The following is a 20231-nucleotide window of genomic DNA, read 5'->3' on the forward strand; positions in this document are numbered from 1 at the left end:
AAATGAAAAATGGATTAGCTGATTTTATACATCAATGTTTTAAAAACAAAGATTGCTTTACTTTAAAGGATGCATATGAAAGTATTGTAAATAAGCCAAAAGAAACTGTAAGAGCTAGGATATATGATAATTTAGGAATAAAGTTTGAACGTATAGAAAAAGGCATATATAAAACAATTAGTGGAAATGAAGCCTGTGTTGTTATAGAAGGGGATGGAAGAGATTTATCTATAATAGAGGATAATTCTATTGATTGTATTTTAACGGATCATCCATGGCTAGATACTAAATCAAATAAAGGAGGTTCTAGATCTTTTAGTGATTATGATTGTTTTAGGTACAATATAGATGATTTTAAAGAAAAAGCTAGAGTGCTTAAGCCAGGATGTTTTTTAGTTGAGATTATTCCAAGTGAAAATGAAAATAACTTTGAATATTTATATGAAATAAAAAAATATGCTAAAGAATGTGGATTGATTTATTATTCTAAGGTTACCTGGAAGAAGGGCAACTTTGTAAGCAACACTGGAAGAAAGGCTAAAAATTCACAGGATGTAATGATTTTTTCAAAGGGAAAAGCAAGGGCAATGCGAATGGATCAAAAGAAAACCTTGAAGACAGGAGAAAATTGTTATATGAGTGGCTGCAATGGTATGCTTCCTACTATGTTTGATGTGCCTCCAGTATCAAAAAATAAAAGGATTCATCAAAGCGAGCTGCCAACTTCTTTGTGTGAGCAAATCTTAGAATTTGTCACCTATGAAGGAGAAGTGGTATTAGATTCCTTTGCAGGAAGTGGAGCTGTAGGCGAAGCTGCACTTAATAAGAAAAGAAACTGCATATTAATTGAACTGTTAAGGGAAAATGTTGTTAAGATAAAAAGTAGATTGAGAGATAAGATTTATTTTGATGTGGTTTTGGAGTGAGAAATATAAGATTCAATAAAAAAATATGCTTTAGAATAACATTAAAAGTGCAGAGGTTAAGTAATAATTTTAAACACACCAGTGTGTGTGTTTAAAATATTACTTAATCTCTATTTTTTTTCTTTAAAAAATACCCAATGTGTTATAAAATAACAGTATAATTTGAAATTTTATGTCAGAGAAGTAATTAATGTAACTATAATAATTAAATTTGACAAGTAGGTGAAATGATGGAAGGAAGAACAGGGGGATGGATAGAAGCTACTGGAGAAGATTTACTAGGAAAAAAACTAGTTGATAAATCGATTTTTAGACATGGCACTACCTTACCTAAAGATGAAGCATATAAATATTTTAGTGTTATAAACAGAGATCATTTGGAAAGAGGAGAAAGTGAAGTAGTTACCTTTTTAATTGATGGAAAAGAGTTTAAAGCTTTATTTAGAAATGTAAAATCAGATAAAAGAGATAATACATATCAATTCCTTTTTAGAAAAGAACTTAAAAATTACTTAAGAGAAACATTACCAAAAAGCTATAAATACATATTTGAATACAAAGAAACCTCCAACATAGAAAAACCTCAAGAGTACATAGAGTTTTACAAAACTGACAAGATTAATACCTTTAGGGTTGAGCTTATTGCTGATGATAGTTACAGCTTTAAAGATATACCTAATGAAGAAGAAAATGATTTTAAAGATGTTGAAAAAGCTGTTTTAGAGAACAAAAATGAATTAAAGAAAAAGTTTTTTACTTACATTGGAGATAAGGAAGAGAACCTTGGAAACAAGTATCAAAAAAGTTATAAGCTTGTTTTATTAATAGCTCTTTTAGAATTAGCAGATTTTGAAGGAAAAGCTGTATTTGATGATGTTTGCTCGCATATTATGAATGCTTATATAGAAAAACATAAAAAAGGCTTACTAGTAGAGACTTCAGATTCAGAAATTCAAAAAAGCATAGAAAGTTTATCCTTAATTATTGTGAGAAGGGTAATGAGCGGAAATCCATATGAAGCTATAAACAGAGATAACTATATATTTAAGGAATATGTAGAGGATGTTGAATATTTGAGTTTTAACACAGAACTTTGGGATAAACTTACTGAGGAAGATAAAGAAAAACTAAAGGATATTTTAGAGTTTAAGCTTAATAAATATTATTCAGAAAAAGTTTTGGGAGAAAATGAAGAGTTACAAAGTAGGGAAGAAAATGCATCTGCAAATGAAGAAACTAATATGATTGAAACAGTAATATCAAAGAAAATTTCAAGATTAGAAAAAGATTTTGATAATAAAGCTGTAATTGAATTTATTCATAATTACATAACGGCAGAAGGTTATGAATATAGCAAGGATATTATAAAAAATTTATATCTGTCATTAAAAACTAAACCTTTTGTTATTTTATATGGAATTTCTGGAACAGGCAAAAGTAAATTGGTGGAGCTGTTTGCTAAGGCTTTAGGAGCTTCAAGAGAGGATGAAACTTATAATTTAATACCAGTAAGACCAGATTGGTCTGATGCATCGGAACTGATAGGGTATAGAAATATAGAAGGAAATTTTCAACCTGGAATACTTACAAATATAATCAAGAAAGCTTCAGCTCATAAGGAAATACCTTACTTTGTATGTTTGGATGAAATGAATTTAGCCAGAGTTGAATATTATTTCAGTGATATATTATCCATAATGGAAACAAGGAATAAGGAAAATATAGAAATAAAAACAGATAAGCTTATAAGAAGAGAGCTATTTGCTGGAGATAAAGATGCTGTAGAAAGCTTTGAAGATTTATATATACCAGAAAATTTATATATAATTGGTACAGTAAATATGGATGAAACAACCTTTCCTTTTAGTAAAAAAGTGCTGGATAGAGCAAATACTATAGAATTTAATGAGGTTAATTTAGATTATGCTTTTGATAGAGAAAAAGTTGAGGTACCACCTAAACTTTATCCTAATAAGCTTATACTTTCAGAATATATAAAGATATCTGAGTGTAGTGAAAAGAAGGATACAGCTAAGGAGGTTATAGGAGAACTTATAGAGATAAATAACATTTTAGAACAATGTGACATGCAGTTTGCCTATAGAGTCAGGGATGAAATAGTTTTTTATGTAATTTATGCAGTTAGTGAAGGAATAATGGATTTTCATGAAGCTTTAGATTATTCAATAAAGCAAAAGATATTGCCTAGAATAAGCGGCAGCAGTAGTGAAGTAGAACAATGTTTATTTACACTATTTAAAGTTTTTTCAAATATGGATACAAGCAGTTTTAATGCTGATTATATAGATGAAGAAGCTTTAAAGAAAATGAAGAGTTATTTAGTAGATGATGAGAAAAAGCTTAAAGATGGCAGCAGAGAAAAGAGTGTATGTAAATATCCTATATCTTCTGAAAAAATATTAAAGATGCTGTGGAGGTTTAACAAAGATGGATTCACAACCTTCTGGTAGATCAAAAGAAGAATTATTGTGCTTTGAAACTGATAAAATATACTTCACTATAAAAGGAAAAAATAGAAACTCTGAAATAGATGAGAAAGACACAGATAGCAGGGGATATTCAATAAGCTATTCAGAAGAAAAAATTACTGGTATGGAAAAAGCATATTTCTTTGAATATGAAAATTATGAATTGATAATAGAAAAGAAGGATAGAGATATAGATTTAAGCTTTCATCATGAAAATAAAGATATAAGAAACAAAATAACTAAAAATAGAAGTGGCAGTTTAAGCGGCATTATAAATTTTAAAGGGGAAATAGGTTATTCTGATTTAGTAATAAGAATCAATGGAAGAGATTATCTTATTGTAACAGTAGAAGTATTTCCTACAAAAATAGATTATAGAAAAGATTACACAGCTATTCGCAATGATGTAAATGAAGAAATTTATAATTTAGCCTTTGATTTTCTTAAAAGAACTTATTCTCTAAGTGGTCTAACTAAACACAAAGGAGATTCTTTAAGTGAATACTATAGTATTTTAAATTATATTTTTGAAAAGCTAAAAAAAGCATTAAAGGTTATTACAGCTATGCCCCATCATTCACTGATTAATGGAGGTCAGATTGTTCCTTATCATAAATTAAAGAATGTAACCAGTGAAACAATAAAGTGGCTGGAAAAGAGACCAGAAAAACTTGTAAAAAAGAAGGACAAGTTTCTTCCTATAGAAGCTTTGCAGATTAGCAAGAAGATAACCTTGGATACTAATGAAAATAGATTTTTGAAGTTTATAATTAAGAGTATTTTATTTAAGCTTAAGGAACTTAAAAAAAGTTATTTGAAGCTTGGAAGAACATCAGACAGCTCCTTTATTTCAAAGCTGGATGGTTTTACAAGAACCATGAATAATTATTTGACTTCCACCTTTTTAAAGAACGTAGGTGAATATGAATTTAGAGAAAATTCATCTATGGTTTTTAAAATGGCTGTAGGTTATAAGGAGGTTTATAAATATTATTTGATGCTTCAAAAAGGACTGACTTTAAAGGGACAATTATTTAAGCTTAATATAAAGGAGCTTCCCCTGCTTTATGAGTATTGGTGTTTTATAAAGATAAATGCATTACTTAGAAAACACTATAATTTAATATCAAATGACACAGTAAAAGTAAATAACAATGGAATTTTTGTATATTTGAAAAAAGGCAAGGAATCTAAGGTGGTTTATGAAAATCCTGAAAATGGTGAAAGATTCGTTCTTTCTTATAATTTAAATATGCATTCAGAAACTGTAGGACAAAAACCTGATAACGTTTTATGTATAGATAAAATAGGTGAAAAAGCAACTTATAATTACATATTTGATGCTAAATATAAGCTGGACAGAGCTGTAAAAGGCAGCAGCTATGAAAAACACAATAAAACTCCAGGGCCTAAAGAGGAAGATATTAATACTATGCATAAGTATAGAGATGCTATAGTGCGTAAAAATGAAGAAACAGGAGCATATGAAAAAGTTGTAGCTGGAGCTTTTGTGCTGTTTCCTTATGGGGATGAGGAAGAGTATTCAGAGCATCCGTTGTATAAGAGTATAGGAACTGTGGGCATAGGGGGGATTCCTTTTTTGCCGAGGGGGACGGAGTTGATGGAAGAGTTTTTGAGTGAGATTATTTGGCATAATTATAAATGAGATTTATAAAGAAACAGAAGATAGTTTTAAATTATATTAAGTTATAACAGCAATTACTAGAAAAATTAAATGATTACACTGTTTATAAAAATAAATAATTGATACTAAGGTTATAAAATAAAAAATTAGAAAAGTGTTTTTTTATGGGGCTAAAATTAAACAGTGCATAAAAAGAATATAGTAAAGGAGTAACAATCAATGCCTGGATTTACTAAACATATGTATTTGAATGATTTAAACAAAATCAAAAGTGACTTTAGTAATTATATAAAAAATATAATTCAAATTTTATCTGAAGAGTATAATTTAGATTCAATAATGTATATTTTAGAGAAATATTATCCTTATGAATGTCAAATATTAAATGAAAAGTATGATTATTATTGTTTGAAGGACAAAAAATTAATTCCACTAAATAAAAAAGTAAGATATTTAATGCCTAAACCTAAGAGTATAATTAGAGGATTAAAAATAACTAAAAAAATATTGTCAAAAACATATAAGGATAATTACGCTTTGAATTTTGATAAAAATTTGCAATTAGAAAATGAAGAACTTTTAAAAAAAGAAAGAGAACCTAAAATAAATAAAATAAAAGAAAAGATAGATAAAGCTAAACTTAAAGCACAAGAAGTTGAACCGTCTTTTTTAGATGAGTTAATGGGATTATATGAAAGGAAAAGAACTACACAGAAAGACAAAGTATATATTTTTAAAGAATTGGAAAAGTATTATTGTCTTAAAGTTATATCTTTTTTTTAGGAAAAAAATAGATACAGAATATAATAGACAGTTACGATAGATGGCTTTCTTCCATTTACAAGGATTAAAACATTTTGTTGTATTGAGAAGACAAAAATACATGAGAATACCTAGTAAGAATAAAAGGAGAAGAAAGTTTTTAAAAGAAGTCTATGAAAATCAGAGATTTGATATAGCTGCGATTCCAAAAGAACTTGAATATAGAATTGATAATTCAAAAGAACAAAAAATAAAGGAATATGATTTTTTTATTTCTCATAGTAGTGCTGATTTTGTAGAAGTTCAAAATATGATAAAAGCTTTAAATCATGATAAAAAAAATGTTTATTGTGATTGGATTAATGATACAGATTATTTAAAAAGACATTTAGTAGGAAATTCAACTAAAGCGGTTATTGAAAAAAGATTAGAGCAATCAAAAAATGTTTTGTTTGTTAGATCAGAAAATTCGTTAAAGTCTAATTGGGTAAGATATGAGCTGAATTATTTTTATTCGTTAGGTAAGAAAATATTTGAAATAAGTAAAGAAAATGTTATAAAAGGAAGGTATGGATATAAGGTGCTAAGTGATTTATGGTTTTATGATGAAAACTATAATAATATGAATTTATTCTAAGGTTAAGAAGTAATTTGATTAGCTAATGTTGGCAATATTCGAAGTAAATATATCTATAGTCTATAATGTATAATTTATATATTAAATATTTATATTTTTTGTATAAATGTTAATCTTTAAAATGCTCTGAAACAGTATTGTTTTGTTGAGAAATTTTTTGTTTCACTTTAAATTACGAATTGCAGATACGGTTAATTTTGAAGACTTATATTATAAAATATGATAATATATAATTAAATGTAATAATATATAAGTTAATGTAATAATTTCATGTTATGTATTGAATATTCAATAGAGTATGCAAAATAATTTATGCTAAATTTAAAGTTTATAGTTAGATTTAATATTATTTGTAATGTTGTCAAGAATTTTGGATATTATAATGTAAACTAAATTTTGGAGGGTTGTATGGAAATTTTATTTATTTCACCAAATCTTACAATGAAGGAACCAGGTAAAGGTAATGTATTTTTAAATGCATGTATAAAAGAAATAGAAAATTATTTATTTGATATTCCTGTTATTCGAAATTTAAACCATGCATCATCTGTTATGTCTAAATTAGATAAAGATGTACTAATTATCATTTTTAATGATAATTTAGATAAATATCCAGATGAAATAGTAAAATTAATAGATGTTGCAAAGGAGAAAAAAATTGATATATGGCCAGTAGCTATAAATAAAGATATTAGGGATCCGATAGATAATATTGGTATCAAACAAAGTTATGATGTTTTTGAACAATTAAGATGTAGAAACTTAAACGATGAATATCTAGAGACGATTGGAATAGTTTTTGCAAGAAAAGCTATCTCAAAGGTTTTACCGAATTTCTATAGTGATAATAGTTTACTGTTTATTAGTCATAGAAGATTAGATGGAGAAGAAATAGCAGCTAAGTTTTGTGATCAATTGTCTATTCAAGCAAGAAATAATAAAAGTTTTAGAGATGTAACTAATGTTGAAGTAGGGGAAGTAGCACAGAAAGTAATAGATTCTTCATTAAGTGAGAGTGATGTATTAATATTTATACACACAGAAAAATCAGCAGAATCTGATTGGATTCAAAAGGAACTAATATATGCTGTATTAAATAGTATACCTATAATTTGGATAAGAGTAGATAAAGCGAATGAAGAAAAATTGCGAATAAAGCCAAGTGATAATCCTCATATAGAGTGTAAAAGTGAAGATTTTTATGATCAAAATAAATTAATAAAAATTATTGACAGTGTTTTGCAAAAAAGTTTTGAATTAATTATGCTAAGCTCAACTAGTGTTTATGATAGAATAAATACATTTGAAGAGTTATGCGAATCTTCAAATTTAGAATTAATTGAGGAAAATAAAAGATATCTTATTTACAATTTAGTATCACCACGAAAGGGATATATATATCCTCAAAGAAATATTAATCAATATATTCAATATTTTGGTAGAAGATGTAAAGAAGAAGATTTTACTAAAATAATTAAATTTCTTGAAGATAAGAAACTTAACGAGCATCAATTATATGATTCTGCGATATTATTATCAGATAAGGTTAAGGTAAGAAAAATTAATGAGAATATAGTAGAAGATAACTATGATGATTTTTATAGTACTTGGCAGGAGTATATTAATGGTAAAGCTTTTTCTAATGATGGTGAAATTATTATTTCAGGAGCATTTCCCAATTGTGATGAAATATATAAACAATCATTATATGATGCAGTAAATATATTTGCTAAGGAAATTTTAAAAAATGGTTTTACTTTAACATTTGGTTCTCATCCCACATTTAAAAATATTATATTTGAAATTGGAAAAAAGTTTAGGCCAAGGGATTATAAAAATGCAATTAATATGTTTATTTCTAAATTTTTTGAAAAATATTATGATATATCAACTTTGAAAATGAATGCTACAGTAACAGAAATTGATGTGATTGACGGTAATAATGATGATGAGCGTAAATTAAAAAGTTTAACTGAGATGAGAGAGAAAATGATAAGTAGGACTAATGTAAAAGCGCTAATTTGTTTAGGTGGAGTAATTAGAAATGGCGATACTAAACAAGGAATTGATGAGGAAATTAAAATCGCTAGAGCAAATAATATTCCTGTTTTCATAGTTGGATCTGTTGGAGGAAGATCATCTCAATTAGCTGCTGAATATAGAAAAAAAGGAAATTGGAGTGATATTAATAAAGAATCAGTAATTTTGAATGAAGAATTAGCAATAAACTTGGATTATAGAAGTTTAGCTAACAAGGTTATTAGTGCAATAGGAAATAAGAAATAGGTATTTGAAGGGAAGTGTACAGGCTATGGGACACAAAATCTTTGTATCATATAAATATGCTGATGATAGTATATATAATTTAACTTCAAATGAAAATTCAACTGTAAGAAATTATATTGATGAATTTGAATCTAAACTTGATGAATCAGATGATATTTATAAGGGAGAATCAGATGGTGAAGATTTATCTCAATTAAGTGAAGAAACAATTTGGCAAAAGCTTAAAGATAGGATATATGATAGTTCATTAACTATTATATTTATTTCACCTAATATGAAAGAAAGTGGAAAAGCGGATAAAGATCAGTGGATTCCATGGGAAATCTCATATTCTCTTAAGGAAGTTAGCAGAAAGAATAAAAATGGAGATCCGGTTACTAGTAAAACAAATGCTATGATTGCAGTTATTTTACCAGATGATAATAATTCATATTCCTACTATTTAGAAACTAAGAGTTGTTGTGCATCAGGGTGTACTATGCATAATACTAATAAGTTATTTGATATAATTAGAAAAAATAAATTTAATTATAAAAATGGAGATAAAGAAGAGTGTGATAACAAAGATACTATTTGGCATGGTGAATGCAGTTATATTAAAGCTGTAAAATGGGATGATTTTATAAATGATATAAGTGGATATGTAGATGAAGCTTATGAAAGACAAGATAATATGTCAGATTATGATATATATAAAGAAATAGAATAAATTTTAGTAATTGATTATCTCTAAAATATATCTAAGAAAATAAATACATGAAGATGAAGGAGGCAACTGTGAATTTTGATAAAGAAGATTTTAAAGCATATTTAACAATGATTGAGAATGTAATATCACGTATGGCTACCAATTCTTTTATAGTAAAAGGTTGGACTATAACCATGATTTCAGCAATTTTGGTTTTGGCAGTATCAAAAAAACTTAAATTACAAAGTATATATCATTGCAATTGTAGCAGATATTTCATTTTGTTTTATAGATTGTTTTTATCTCAGAACAGAAAAATTGTATAGAAATATGTATAAGAGTGTTCTTGGTTTTAAAAATAACTTAAAACAAATTAATTTTTTTGATTTAAATGCAAGTGAATACAAAGATAAAAATACTAGTCCAATAAATGTATTTTTATCTTGTTCAATTTGGCCATTATACTTAGTTATTTTAGCAAGTATAGTTTTTATAGCATAGTTTTAAATAAAACATAAAGATTAAATTTTATATTTGTTTGCCTATAAAAAAGAGTTTAATTCAAAAGTTGCCTTAATAGGTTGTTAGAAATTATAAGAAGAGTAAGTAGAATAGTTTCTAAGTTTTCTTTTGCAAAAAATAAGAAATATTTTTATGAAGAATGAAAAGGGAGTGTTATTATGGCAAAGAGACAAGTATTTTTCAGCTTTGAGTATAACAAAGACTGTTGGAGAGCAGGTCAAGTTAGGAATATGGGAAAGGTTGACGATAGTTCGACTTTTTCAGATAATGATTGGGAGGAAGTTAAAGAAAAAACAGATACAAAAATTAAAGAATGGATAGATACGCAAATGTCAAAGCGTTCATGTTTAGTTGTCTTAATTGGAGAAACTACATCAGGACGTAAATGGATTAATTATGAGATTGAAAAGGCATATGAGTTAAAGAAAGGTATTGTAGGAATATACATACATAACCTAAAAGATAAAGATGGTAATCAAACTAGTAAAGGAAATAATCCGTTTTATCAAATTTATATTGGTGAAAAAAACGAACGATTGTCTAAATATGTTACTTGTTTTGATTCCGGCTACCAATCAAGCAAATATGTGTATGATGATATAAGCGAAAATATTCAACAGTTAATAGAAGATGCAATTGAGAATAGTGGTGATTACTAGAAGTTAGGAAAATAATAAAGTGGTACATGCTTTAAATATATTGTGTGAAGTAAAAAGTAATATAGCATCTAAAGAAGCTACTGATATAATAAAGAAAAGTTAAAAGATAAAAATATTATGTATGCACGATTTAACTTAAAAACTAATGGAGATTTTAGTGAAGTTGGAAATTTAAAATACTCACCTAAATCAGAACTTACAAATTTTTTAGTAGAATATGTAGCTGATTTAGATGAGTGGGATGAAGAGGTTATAGATATGCAGATATGATCTGGAGTATATTACTATTTTAAAGATAAAGAAATGTATGAGTTTGTAAAAAATCAAATACATGAATCGTTACAGTCGTGCATAGGCGTTAATGAGGTAGCTAACGGGTCTAAACTACAGGCTGATTGGTTTCCTAGTGTTAAATTAGATAAATTTCTGTCTAATTCACATAAAGATAAAAAACTGGCTATTAGGCTTGCTAGGTGATTATATGATAATTTTAATTTAATAACTTTTATAGATTCTTGTATTTGGGATTATTCAGATAAATTAATTAGAGAAATAGATGAGAAATATTGCAAGATTATAATAATACAACTTACAACTATAAAAAAAGAAATATATCTACCACCTATGTACGCATGATGCTAATGGATTCATTAATAAAAGGGATAGACAAAAGTGAATGTGTATTTTTTCTTAATACTGGTAAATCTATAATAAAAACTGAAAAAGAAATACTAAAAAATAAAAATAAGACATATTCTTCTTGAATTTATTCAGAAATAAATGAAACTAATTTAATTAGAAAGAAGCCTCTTATTCCACTAGGGAGAAATAGAGAATTTGTTTTTAAATCGTTAAATGAGTCAACTTTTTATAATTTTTTAGCAAACTATAGTATAGATTTAAGTGAAATGTATGAAATTGATGACAATATTTTATACTTATGGAAAAAAATAATACGCATTTAGATGAAGGATTAAAAGGAATAAGATGAGTTCTGAAAATAATCTAATAATTCGACAATATAAATTATATTGCAAATCAATTTTATATTAATATTTGTATAATTAGCAAAAAATAAGAGGTTAACAATTGATCAATTTGGTGTTAAATTAAGATATTATAATATAAACAAATATTATGGGGGGGGACACATAAGCATGAAATTAGATACTAATGCATTAGATTTATTCCTTTATGCAGCTCAAAACAAAACAATATATTTTAGAAAGGAGATCAATTCTCAGTTATATGATGAGGAAGCATACATATTAAAATCTCATGATATCAAAGAATTCACAAAAGACAGTATACTTTATAGTAATTTAATAATTGATGTCCAAAATTCCAATAAGGACATAGAAAGAATCGTTATTAATAATATTAAGAATATGGACTACAGTATAGGAGAGAATTCAGTAAATGAGTTTAGAATATGGATATTTCCAATTAATATTGGAAAGCCCAAAATTCATAGTCAAGCTTATCAAGAAGAAGATACTAACATAAAAGCATCATACAGATTACGTATTTATCCAGATCTATATTTTTTAGATAATAGTGGGAGAAGTGGGGGAATAGAATTGATACAATTTATGAGAATTAATCCTATTTTTATAGATAGAGATTTTAAAAGAGATTATGATAAAGTATTTATAGCTATGCCATTTAAAGAAGAAAAGTATACTGAAATATATAGAAATCATATAAAAACACAATTAGATAAAATGTATTTAAAAGCAGTTAGAGTTGATGATGAGCACTATTCAGGAGATGTTATGGAGTTTGTTTGGAGAGAAATTAATGAATCTGCGTTTGTTATTGCAGAAATTTCAACAACAAATCCTAATGTCCTATATGAAATAGGAGTAGCACATACATTAGGAAAGCATGTAATTATTCTTACTGATGGAACAGAGGAAGTTCCATTTGATTTAAAGAAAAATAGGTATATAGAATATAATATGGATAACTTAGAAAAATTGGAATCAGAGATATCTTTAGTTGTTGAGAATATTGTTAAAGAAATTAATTATGCAACTATAAATGATAGGCAAATTTTAAGTGGCAAAGAACTTAAAGAGTTAGGTAGTAAATTAAAATTATTTGAAACAGTTATCATACAAAAACAATTTAATCTTGCATTAATAATGAAACAAGAAAATGACCTAATTAAAGAATTTAGAGAAACAGAATCTTTAGGTCAAAGTGTATATTTAGATAATAACAAGCTTATAGTAGATTTAAGTTTATATAATGAAAAAAATTTAGCTTTTACAATTGATCTTTCCAATAGCGAATATATTAAGATACTAAATGATATAGTAGAAGGAAAGGCGGTTTGTGAGATATATGTTATAAATGATAATTTAAGCGATATGTCAATCAAAAGAATATTAGATTCAGATATGACAAAGCTTCAATTATCCAGACAATTGAGAATGATAGAGTAGTGATTTATTTGTAAAGTTTAGCTTATAGCAAGCTCCGGCAAATATTATCAAACACACCAGCAGGTTGTGCGAAAATATAATAAATAAAATCTTAACTATTTAAATGTTTTATACGCAAAGTTAAGCAAATTTTATGAATTTTCTTAGCATTGTAATATAACTCAATATATTTAAAGATTTCTTTTTGAGCTTATTCAAGTGAATCGAAATGTGTATCCTGAATAAGCTCTCTTTTTATAGTAGTATAGAAGGATTAAATTATTGCATTGTCATAAGGGTTTACATTTCTGCTTTGACTATGAATAGCACCATATTTTTTAAATAATGTTTGAAATCATCCTCATATAAATTTAGGATCTTGATCTGTATTTATAATTAGATCATTTGTTGGATAATCTTTTCTAGTTGCTAAATCCTCTTGAACTATTTCCCATTAGGTAATAAAATAATATCATGGAAAATTATGTAGAAACTTATTAGAAATGGGTAAGGCATACTAAAATAAATGATTGAAAGAAGGATCGTATATTCCTATTTAGGGTTGATATTAGAATAATAAAAATTATAAATACAAAGGGTTTAAAAGGGTGATAAAATGAATAACTTTACATTCTTAAAAGAAAAATGGCCTATCCTAGAAAATCTAGGAAGATTAGCAGAAAGAAATCTTTACATAGATTCAAATACTACATTTATAAAATGTGGTATGTTTGGTGAAATTGTAGTTCGATATATGTTTTCAATGGAAGATATTGATACTAATTTAATAGCTCATGATAACAGTCATAATAATAGAATAAAGCTATTAAAAAGGGAGGATTTGATTCCAGAAGATATTGATAATATACTTCATATGCTTAGAATAAAACGAAATGATGCAGCTCATAATGGATTTGAGAATGTTGAAAAAGCAAAGGTTCAATTGGAGTTAACATTTAAATTAGCTGTTTGGTTTATGCAGACTTATGGAGAGTGGAGTTTTGAGCCTAAACCATTTGTTATGCCTGATGAAAAGGAAAATGAGCATATAGATAATGTTAATGAGATATCCAAAGAATATGAAGAAAAGTATAAAGCTTTAGAAGATGAACTTAATGCTTTAAAGGATCAGGAAAAAGATAAGGAAGAGTTAGAAAAGCGCAGAGAACAAGGTAAAAGAGCTAGTAGAAGAATTGAACTTAGTGAAGCTGAAACAAGAAGAATTATTGATGATCAATTAAAATCAGCAGGATGGGAAGCTGACACCATTAATATAAGATATTCAAAGGGGGCAAGACCTCAAAAAGGTAGAAATTTAGCTATAGCTGAATGGCCTACTTATTCAGAGGAAAAAGGCAATGGTAAAGTTGATTATGCATTATTTATTGGAGAAAAATTAGTTGGATTTATAGAAGCTAAAAAATATTCTAAAGATGTAGCTGGAACTATGATTGAAGCTAAAAATTATGCTGTAGGAGTAAAAGAAGAACATGACGCTTATGTTATTTCTAAATGGAATGATTATAAAGTACCATTTTTATTTGCAGCTAATGGCAGAAAATATATAAAAGAAATTGAAGATAAGAGCGGTGTTCATTTCTTAGATTGCAGAAATGCAAGGAATAATGATAAAGTCCTTCAAGGATGGTATTCTCCAGAAAAGCTTGAAGCTATGCTTGAGGAGAATATTGAAGAAGCCAATAAGAGCTTAGATGAATTAAGCTTTGAATTTTTAAAATCAGAAAACAGCATAGGTCTTAGAGATTATCAAGTTGAAGCAATAAAAGCTGTAGAGAAGGTTATTACAGAAGGAAAGAAAAAATCAGCTTTAGTAATTATGGCTACAGGCACAGGAAAAACAAGAACTGTATTGGGGCTTGTTTATAGGCTTATAAAGACTAATAGATATAAAAGAATTCTATTTTTAGTTGATAGAACTTCACTAGGAGATCAAGCCTTTGATACTTTTAAGGAAGTAAAAGTAGAAGATTTAAAGACCTTAAATCAAATTTACAATATTAATGGTCTTGATGAAAAGCTTATTGATAAGGAGACTAAAATTCACATAGCAACAGTACAGGCTATGGTTAAAAGAATCATGTACAATGAAGATGAAACCAATGTTCCGTCTGTTGGTGATTATGATTGTATAATAATTGATGAAGCACACAGAGGATATACATTAGACAAAGAAATGACTGATAGTGAAGTTGAATGGAGAGATGATAGAGATTTCTTAAGTAAATATAAAAAGGTAATAGAGTATTTTGATGCCTTTAAAGTTGCACTTACAGCTACACCAGCCCTTCATACAACAATGATATTTGGAGAACCTGTATATAACTATAGTTATAGAGCTGCAGTTATTGATGGATATCTTGTAGACCATGAACCACCTCACCTTATACAAACTGAACTTACTAGAGATGGAGTTCATTATAATAAAGGTGACAAGGTTGCTAAATATAATAAATTTACTGGTGAGCTTATTAATGGAGCAGAACTGGAAGATAATGTGGATTTTGAAATAGATCAGTTTAATAAAAAAGTAATTGTAGAAGCTCATACAAGGGCAGCTCTTGAAGAAGTTGCAAAGTACATAGATCCTGAAAATGATAAAGGAAAAACCTTAATTTTTGCAGCTAGTGATGCTCATGCTGATATGATAGTCAGATTATTAAAAGATATCTACAAGGAAACTATAGGTGGAGTTGATGATAATTCAATTTTAAAGATAACAGGCAGCATAAAAGATCCAGAGCTTGCTATTAAGAAATTCAAAAATGAAAATTATCCTAATGTAGCAGTTACAGTGGATTTATTATCTACAGGAATTGATGTTCCAAGAATTGATAAGATAGTTTTTTTAAGAAGAGTAAAGTCAAGAATACTTTATGAGCAAATGTTAGGCAGGGCTACAAGATTATGTGATGATATACAAAAAACACACTTTGAAATATTTGACTGTGTAAGGCTTTATGAAGCTCTTAAAGATATAACAAATATGAATCCAGTTGCTGCAAATGGAGCAGCAAGCTTTAAAATATTAAAGGAAACCTTAGAAAGATCAGAAAGCATTGAAGAAAAAGAAGCTGTAGTTAATAAGGTAATAGCAAAATTACAAAGAAAAAAGAAATTAATAGATGAAAAGGAAAGATTAATTTTTAAAAGCCTTTGTAATGATAAAACACCAGAAGAATTTATCAAGGAATTAAGAGGTGTTGATGCCGAAAAGGCTGCAAAAGAAATAATCAGTCATAATTCTTTGGTGGAATATTTAGATGAAAAATATAGTAATGAAGAAATAATAATAGTTTCTGATAAAAAAGATAGGGTAATATCACATACAAGAGGATATGGCAAAGGTAAAAAGCCAGAGGATTATATAGATGAATTTAAAAAGTATATTGAAGAAAATAAAAATACAATTCAAGCTTTAGAAGTAGTATGCACAAGACCACAAGATTTAACCAAGGAAGCTTTAAAGCAGCTTAAAGCCATATTAGATGACAAAGGCTTTAATGAGGAATACTTAAATACTGCATGGCAAGACTTAAATAATGAAGAAATAGTAGCAGATATAATTGCTTTTATAAGGCAGCAGGCACTGGGAAGTCCTTTAGAATCTAATGAAGAAAGGGTAAAAAGAGCAGTTTCTAAAATAAAGAAAGAATATTATTTTACAAAACCTCAAGAAAATTGGCTAATTAGAATAGAAAAAGTGATGTTAAAGGAAGTAGTTATAGATAAAGAAACATTAAACACAGGAAGCTTTAAAGCTCAAAGCGGTGGGTTTGACAGATTGAATGAAAAGATGTTTAATGGTAACTTGGAAGATATAATAAATAAATTAAAGGCATATATGTTTGAAGATAAGGAGATTAGCTAAAGATGAATACACAAGAGATAGTAAGTAAACTTTGGAACCTTTGCAATGTACTAAGAGATGATGGAATAACTTATCATCAATATGTAACAGAATTAACTTATATACTTTTCTTAAAGATGGCAAAAGAAACAGGAGCTGAAGAAAAAATTCCTGAAGGATATAGATGGGATGATTTAAAATCCAAGAATGGAATAGAACTTAAAAAATTTTATAAAGAATTATTAAATTATTTAGGAGAAAAAGGTACAGGTACAGTACAGCAAATATACCAAGGTTCTGCTACTAATATAGATGAACCAAAGAACTTAGAGAAAATAATTACAACTATAGATGGATTAGACTGGTATTCTGCTAAAGAAGAAGGTCTTGGTAATCTTTATGAAGGTTTGCTTGAAAAAAATGCATCAGAAAAGAAATCAGGTGCAGGGCAATACTTTACACCAAGAGTATTAATAGATGTAATGGTTAAATTAATAGATCCAAAACCGGGTGAAAAATGTAATGACCCAGCAGCAGGAACTTTTGGATTTATGATTGGAGCAGATCACTATTTAAAACAAAAATATGATAATTATTTTGATTTAGATACAGACCTACAAGAATTCCAAAGAACTAAAGCATTTTCAGGCTGTGAATTAGTTCATGAAACTCATAGATTGGCTCTTATGAATGCTATGCTTCATGATATAGAAGGAAATATAATTCTTGGAGATACACTAACTAATGAAGGTAAGAAGATGAAAGATCTAGATGTAGTGCTTTCCAACCCACCTTTTGGAACTAAAAAAGGTGGTGAAAGAGCTACAAGAGATGACTTGACTTTCATGACCTCAAATAAGCAGTTAAATTTCTTGCAACATATATACAGAAGCTTAAAAGCAGATGGAAAAGCAAGAGCAGCAGTAGTATTACCTGATAATGTTTTATTCCAGGAAGGTGACGGAACAAAGATAAGGGAAGATTTAATGGATAAATGTAATCTTCACACAATATTAAGACTTCCAACAGGTATCTTCTATGCTCAGGGAGTTAAAACTAATGTGTTGTTCTTTACAAGAGGTACTACAGATAAGGATAATACAAAAGAAGTATGGTTTTATGACTTAAGAACAAACATGCAAAATTTTGGTAAGACAAATCCGTTAAAGGAATCACATTTTGATGATTTTGTAAAAGCATATAAAGCTGAAAATAGAGAAGAAGTTAAAGATGAAAGATGGAATAAGTTCACTAGAGAAGAAATTAGAGAAAAGAATAATAATTTAGATTTAGGACTTATAAAAGATGACTCAATCTTAGATTATGAAGACCTACCAGATCCAATAGAAAGTGTAGAGGAAGCAGTATCAAAATTAGAAGAAGCAACTGACTTACTTATGAGCGTTATTAAAGAATTAAAAGCTCTTGAAAGTGAGGGCAGATAATGGCTAAGAAGCAATTGACGTTGGAAGAAAGATTAGAAGAGGCTATTATTAAGGATGGGCCTTATGAGGTGCCGGAAAATTGGGTATGGATAGAGATTGGAAGAGTAATAGAAGTTGTAAGTGGTGGAACTCCCAAATCTAATGTTAGTGATTATTATGAAAATGGAGACGTAGCATGGATAACACCAGCAGATTTATCAGGGTACAGTAATATTTATATTTCAAGAGGAAAAAGAAATATAACTAAATTAGGGTTGGAGAAAAGTTCAGCAAAATTAATGCCCAAAAATAGTGTATTAATGTCGTCAAGAGCACCTATAGGATATGTGGCTATTGCTAAAAATGAGATTAGTACTAATCAAGGATTTAAAAATTTTTTGCCTTCTCCAGTATATTTACCAAAGTACTTATATTTCTATTTAAAATACAGCAAGGATTTAATAGAAACATATGCCAGTGGAACAACTTTTTTAGAGATTTCTGGTGCAAAAGCCAAATTACTTCCTTTTCCAATTGCACCACTAAAAGAGCAACAAAGAATTGTTGATAGAATAGAAAGTCTTTTTGAAAAGTTAGATAAGGCTAAGGAATTAATAGAAGAGGCTAGAGAGGAATTTGAGAAGAGGAAGAGTGCTATTTTGGAGAAGGCTTTTAGGGGGGAATTGACTGAAAAGTGGAGAGATGATACAAAAATTAATAGTTTTAAGGATACAAAGTTTGAAGAATTATTTGCTTTTATTGGAGGTGGCACACCATCAAAGGCGAATAAAGAATATTGGAATGGAGAAATTAATTGGGCTTCTGTAAAGGACATTAAAAATAACTATTTATATGATACAATTGATAAAATAACAGAAGAAGGGGTTAAAAATAGTTCAACTAATGTAGCTAAAAATGGAGAAATAATATTAGTTACTAGAATATCACCAGGCAAGGTAACAATAGCCCAAAAAGATATAGCTATAAATCAAGATTTAAAGATAGTTAGACCTAAAATAGAGGAAATAGATTATAAATATATGTACTACTTATTTTTATATAAGGAAAAAGATTTAATTTCTAAATCTCAGGGAACTACTGTCAAAGGTATTACAATAAATGAACTAAATAAAATACAGATAAGCTTACCAGTATTAGAAGAACAAAAAGAAATAGTTAGAATTTTAGATAAGCTTTTAGAAGAAGAATCAAAAATAGAAGAGCTTACTCAGTTAGAAGATCAAATTGAATTAGTAAAGAAATCAATTTTAGCAAAGGCTTTTAGAGGAGAGCTTGGAACAAACTCAGAAGAGGATGAAAGTGCTTTGGATTTATTGAGGGAAATATTGAGTAAAGATATATAGAAGATATTTTTATATAACGTATTTAAATGTACCTATAATCAATATATATCATGTAGATAATAAGTTATTAACATGGATTTGGGAAATTAAAATTGCGTTATTACTTAATGTTCCATGTGAAGAGAAGGAAAAAACTAAAAGGCTTGGAATTTGAAAGTTACGAATATATAAAAACAAAATAAAAGTTAAGATGGAGGGTAATTCCAACCTTCCTTTTTTATTTCAGTTAGTTTTCTATGATAGATTTTCTATACTATTATAAGATGAATTTTGATGAAAAAAATTGGTAATGTTTCTGATATTATCAGGTGTTTCGTTAAATGAGCCTTCAAATATATATAGAAAGTTTAGGCAAGCCTTCAAAGAAAAACTAAAATTTAATTAGTCAATGAATTTTCATTGGCTAATTTTTATGTTCTAATTAACTTAAATTTTATTCTTACTTATCAAGGATTTAGTAAGGCAGCAGTAATAGAAAAATAAAAATTAGATACATCCATATTCCTACTAGTAAATTCAATCTCTATGACAC

14 protein-coding genes are annotated in these 20231 nt (G+C 27.8%); all 14 read left to right on the plus strand.

Annotated features, from left to right (window positions below):
* The first annotated feature begins 2 nt into the window (after nucleotides 1-2).
* The 14 genes from Ccar_RS03515 to Ccar_RS03575 all read left to right on the plus strand — a co-directional run bounded on the left by Ccar_RS03515 (nucleotide 3) and on the right by Ccar_RS03575 (nucleotide 19699).
* Nucleotides 3-926: a DNA-methyltransferase gene (locus Ccar_RS03515; RefSeq protein WP_007059471.1), complete on the plus strand. Its 924-nt coding sequence runs from the start codon at nucleotides 3-5 to the stop codon at nucleotides 924-926.
* A gap of 227 nt (nucleotides 927-1153) precedes the next feature.
* A complete protein-coding gene (locus tag Ccar_RS25995; RefSeq protein WP_082141585.1) occupies nucleotides 1154-3397 on the plus strand; it encodes an McrB family protein in 2244 nt (747 codons plus the stop codon).
* Nucleotides 3375-5081: a restriction endonuclease-like protein gene (locus Ccar_RS03525; RefSeq protein WP_007059468.1), complete on the plus strand. Its 1707-nt coding sequence runs from the start codon at nucleotides 3375-3377 to the stop codon at nucleotides 5079-5081. Before Ccar_RS25995 ends, Ccar_RS03525 begins: the two co-directional genes overlap by 23 nt.
* 198 nt (nucleotides 5082-5279) lie before the next feature.
* Nucleotides 5280-5843: a hypothetical protein gene (locus tag Ccar_RS26000; protein WP_007059467.1), complete on the plus strand. Its 564-nt coding sequence runs from the start codon at nucleotides 5280-5282 to the stop codon at nucleotides 5841-5843.
* A gap of 100 nt (nucleotides 5844-5943) precedes the next feature.
* Entirely contained in the window at nucleotides 5944-6459 is a 516-nt protein-coding gene (locus tag Ccar_RS26005) for a toll/interleukin-1 receptor domain-containing protein (protein ID WP_050787045.1), read from the plus strand.
* A 408-nt stretch (nucleotides 6460-6867) separates the two neighbouring features.
* Complete coding sequence (locus Ccar_RS03535; RefSeq protein ID WP_007059465.1) at nucleotides 6868-8745, plus strand: SLOG domain-containing protein; 1878 nt, start codon at nucleotides 6868-6870, stop codon at nucleotides 8743-8745.
* Nucleotides 8746-8770: 25 nt separating this feature from the next.
* On the plus strand, nucleotides 8771-9454 hold the full coding sequence (locus Ccar_RS03540; RefSeq protein ID WP_007059464.1) for a TIR domain-containing protein: 684 nt from the start codon (nucleotides 8771-8773) through the stop codon (nucleotides 9452-9454).
* 68 nt (nucleotides 9455-9522) lie between these two features.
* Nucleotides 9523-9759 carry a hypothetical protein gene (locus Ccar_RS03545; protein ID WP_053075331.1) on the plus strand — a complete coding sequence of 79 codons (237 nt, stop codon included), beginning with the start codon at nucleotides 9523-9525 and terminating at the stop codon, nucleotides 9757-9759.
* A gap of 354 nt (nucleotides 9760-10113) precedes the next feature.
* A complete protein-coding gene (locus Ccar_RS03550; RefSeq protein ID WP_007059462.1) occupies nucleotides 10114-10614 on the plus strand; it encodes a TIR domain-containing protein in 501 nt (166 codons plus the stop codon).
* Nucleotides 10615-10731: 117 nt separating this feature from the next.
* Nucleotides 10732-10884 (plus strand): hypothetical protein, encoded by a 153-nt coding sequence (locus tag Ccar_RS26645; protein ID WP_007059461.1) that lies wholly within the window; start codon nucleotides 10732-10734, stop codon nucleotides 10882-10884.
* 887 nt (nucleotides 10885-11771) lie between these two features.
* Nucleotides 11772-13064 (plus strand): hypothetical protein, encoded by a 1293-nt coding sequence (locus Ccar_RS03560; protein WP_007059460.1) that lies wholly within the window; start codon nucleotides 11772-11774, stop codon nucleotides 13062-13064.
* A 595-nt stretch (nucleotides 13065-13659) separates the two neighbouring features.
* Nucleotides 13660-16932, plus strand: a complete 3273-nt coding sequence (gene hsdR, locus Ccar_RS03565; protein ID WP_007059459.1) for a type I restriction-modification system endonuclease — start codon at nucleotides 13660-13662, stop codon at nucleotides 16930-16932.
* Between the two features lie 2 nt (nucleotides 16933-16934).
* Nucleotides 16935-18356 (plus strand): class I SAM-dependent DNA methyltransferase, encoded by a 1422-nt coding sequence (locus tag Ccar_RS03570; protein WP_007059458.1) that lies wholly within the window; start codon nucleotides 16935-16937, stop codon nucleotides 18354-18356.
* On the plus strand, nucleotides 18356-19699 hold the full coding sequence (locus tag Ccar_RS03575; RefSeq protein WP_007059457.1) for a restriction endonuclease subunit S: 1344 nt from the start codon (nucleotides 18356-18358) through the stop codon (nucleotides 19697-19699). Before Ccar_RS03570 ends, Ccar_RS03575 begins: the two co-directional genes overlap by 1 nt.
* The last annotated feature ends 532 nt before the right edge of the window (nucleotides 19700-20231 follow it).

It is taken from the genome of Clostridium carboxidivorans P7 (assembly GCF_001038625.1).
Lineage (GTDB): Bacteria > Bacillota > Clostridia > Clostridiales > Clostridiaceae > Clostridium_AM > Clostridium_AM carboxidivorans.

Coding starts and splice junctions, on each gene's coding strand:
- Ccar_RS03525 (WP_007059468.1), top strand. CDS start 3,375: ATGGATTCACAACCTTCTGGTAGATCAAAAGAAGAATTATTGTGCTTT.
- Ccar_RS03570 (WP_007059458.1), top strand. CDS start 16,935: ATGAATACACAAGAGATAGTAAGTAAACTTTGGAACCTTTGCAATGTA.
- Ccar_RS03550 (WP_007059462.1), top strand. CDS start 10,114: ATGGCAAAGAGACAAGTATTTTTCAGCTTTGAGTATAACAAAGACTGT.
- Ccar_RS03515 (WP_007059471.1), top strand. CDS start 3: ATGAAAAATGGATTAGCTGATTTTATACATCAATGTTTTAAAAACAAA.
- Ccar_RS25995 (WP_082141585.1), top strand. CDS start 1,154: ATGATGGAAGGAAGAACAGGGGGATGGATAGAAGCTACTGGAGAAGAT.
- hsdR (WP_007059459.1), top strand. CDS start 13,660: ATGAATAACTTTACATTCTTAAAAGAAAAATGGCCTATCCTAGAAAAT.
- Ccar_RS03540 (WP_007059464.1), top strand. CDS start 8,771: ATGGGACACAAAATCTTTGTATCATATAAATATGCTGATGATAGTATA.
- Ccar_RS26645 (WP_007059461.1), top strand. CDS start 10,732: ATGTATGCACGATTTAACTTAAAAACTAATGGAGATTTTAGTGAAGTT.
- Ccar_RS26000 (WP_007059467.1), top strand. CDS start 5,280: ATGCCTGGATTTACTAAACATATGTATTTGAATGATTTAAACAAAATC.
- Ccar_RS26005 (WP_050787045.1), top strand. CDS start 5,944: ATGAGAATACCTAGTAAGAATAAAAGGAGAAGAAAGTTTTTAAAAGAA.
- Ccar_RS03560 (WP_007059460.1), top strand. CDS start 11,772: ATGAAATTAGATACTAATGCATTAGATTTATTCCTTTATGCAGCTCAA.
- Ccar_RS03575 (WP_007059457.1), top strand. CDS start 18,356: ATGGCTAAGAAGCAATTGACGTTGGAAGAAAGATTAGAAGAGGCTATT.
- Ccar_RS03535 (WP_007059465.1), top strand. CDS start 6,868: ATGGAAATTTTATTTATTTCACCAAATCTTACAATGAAGGAACCAGGT.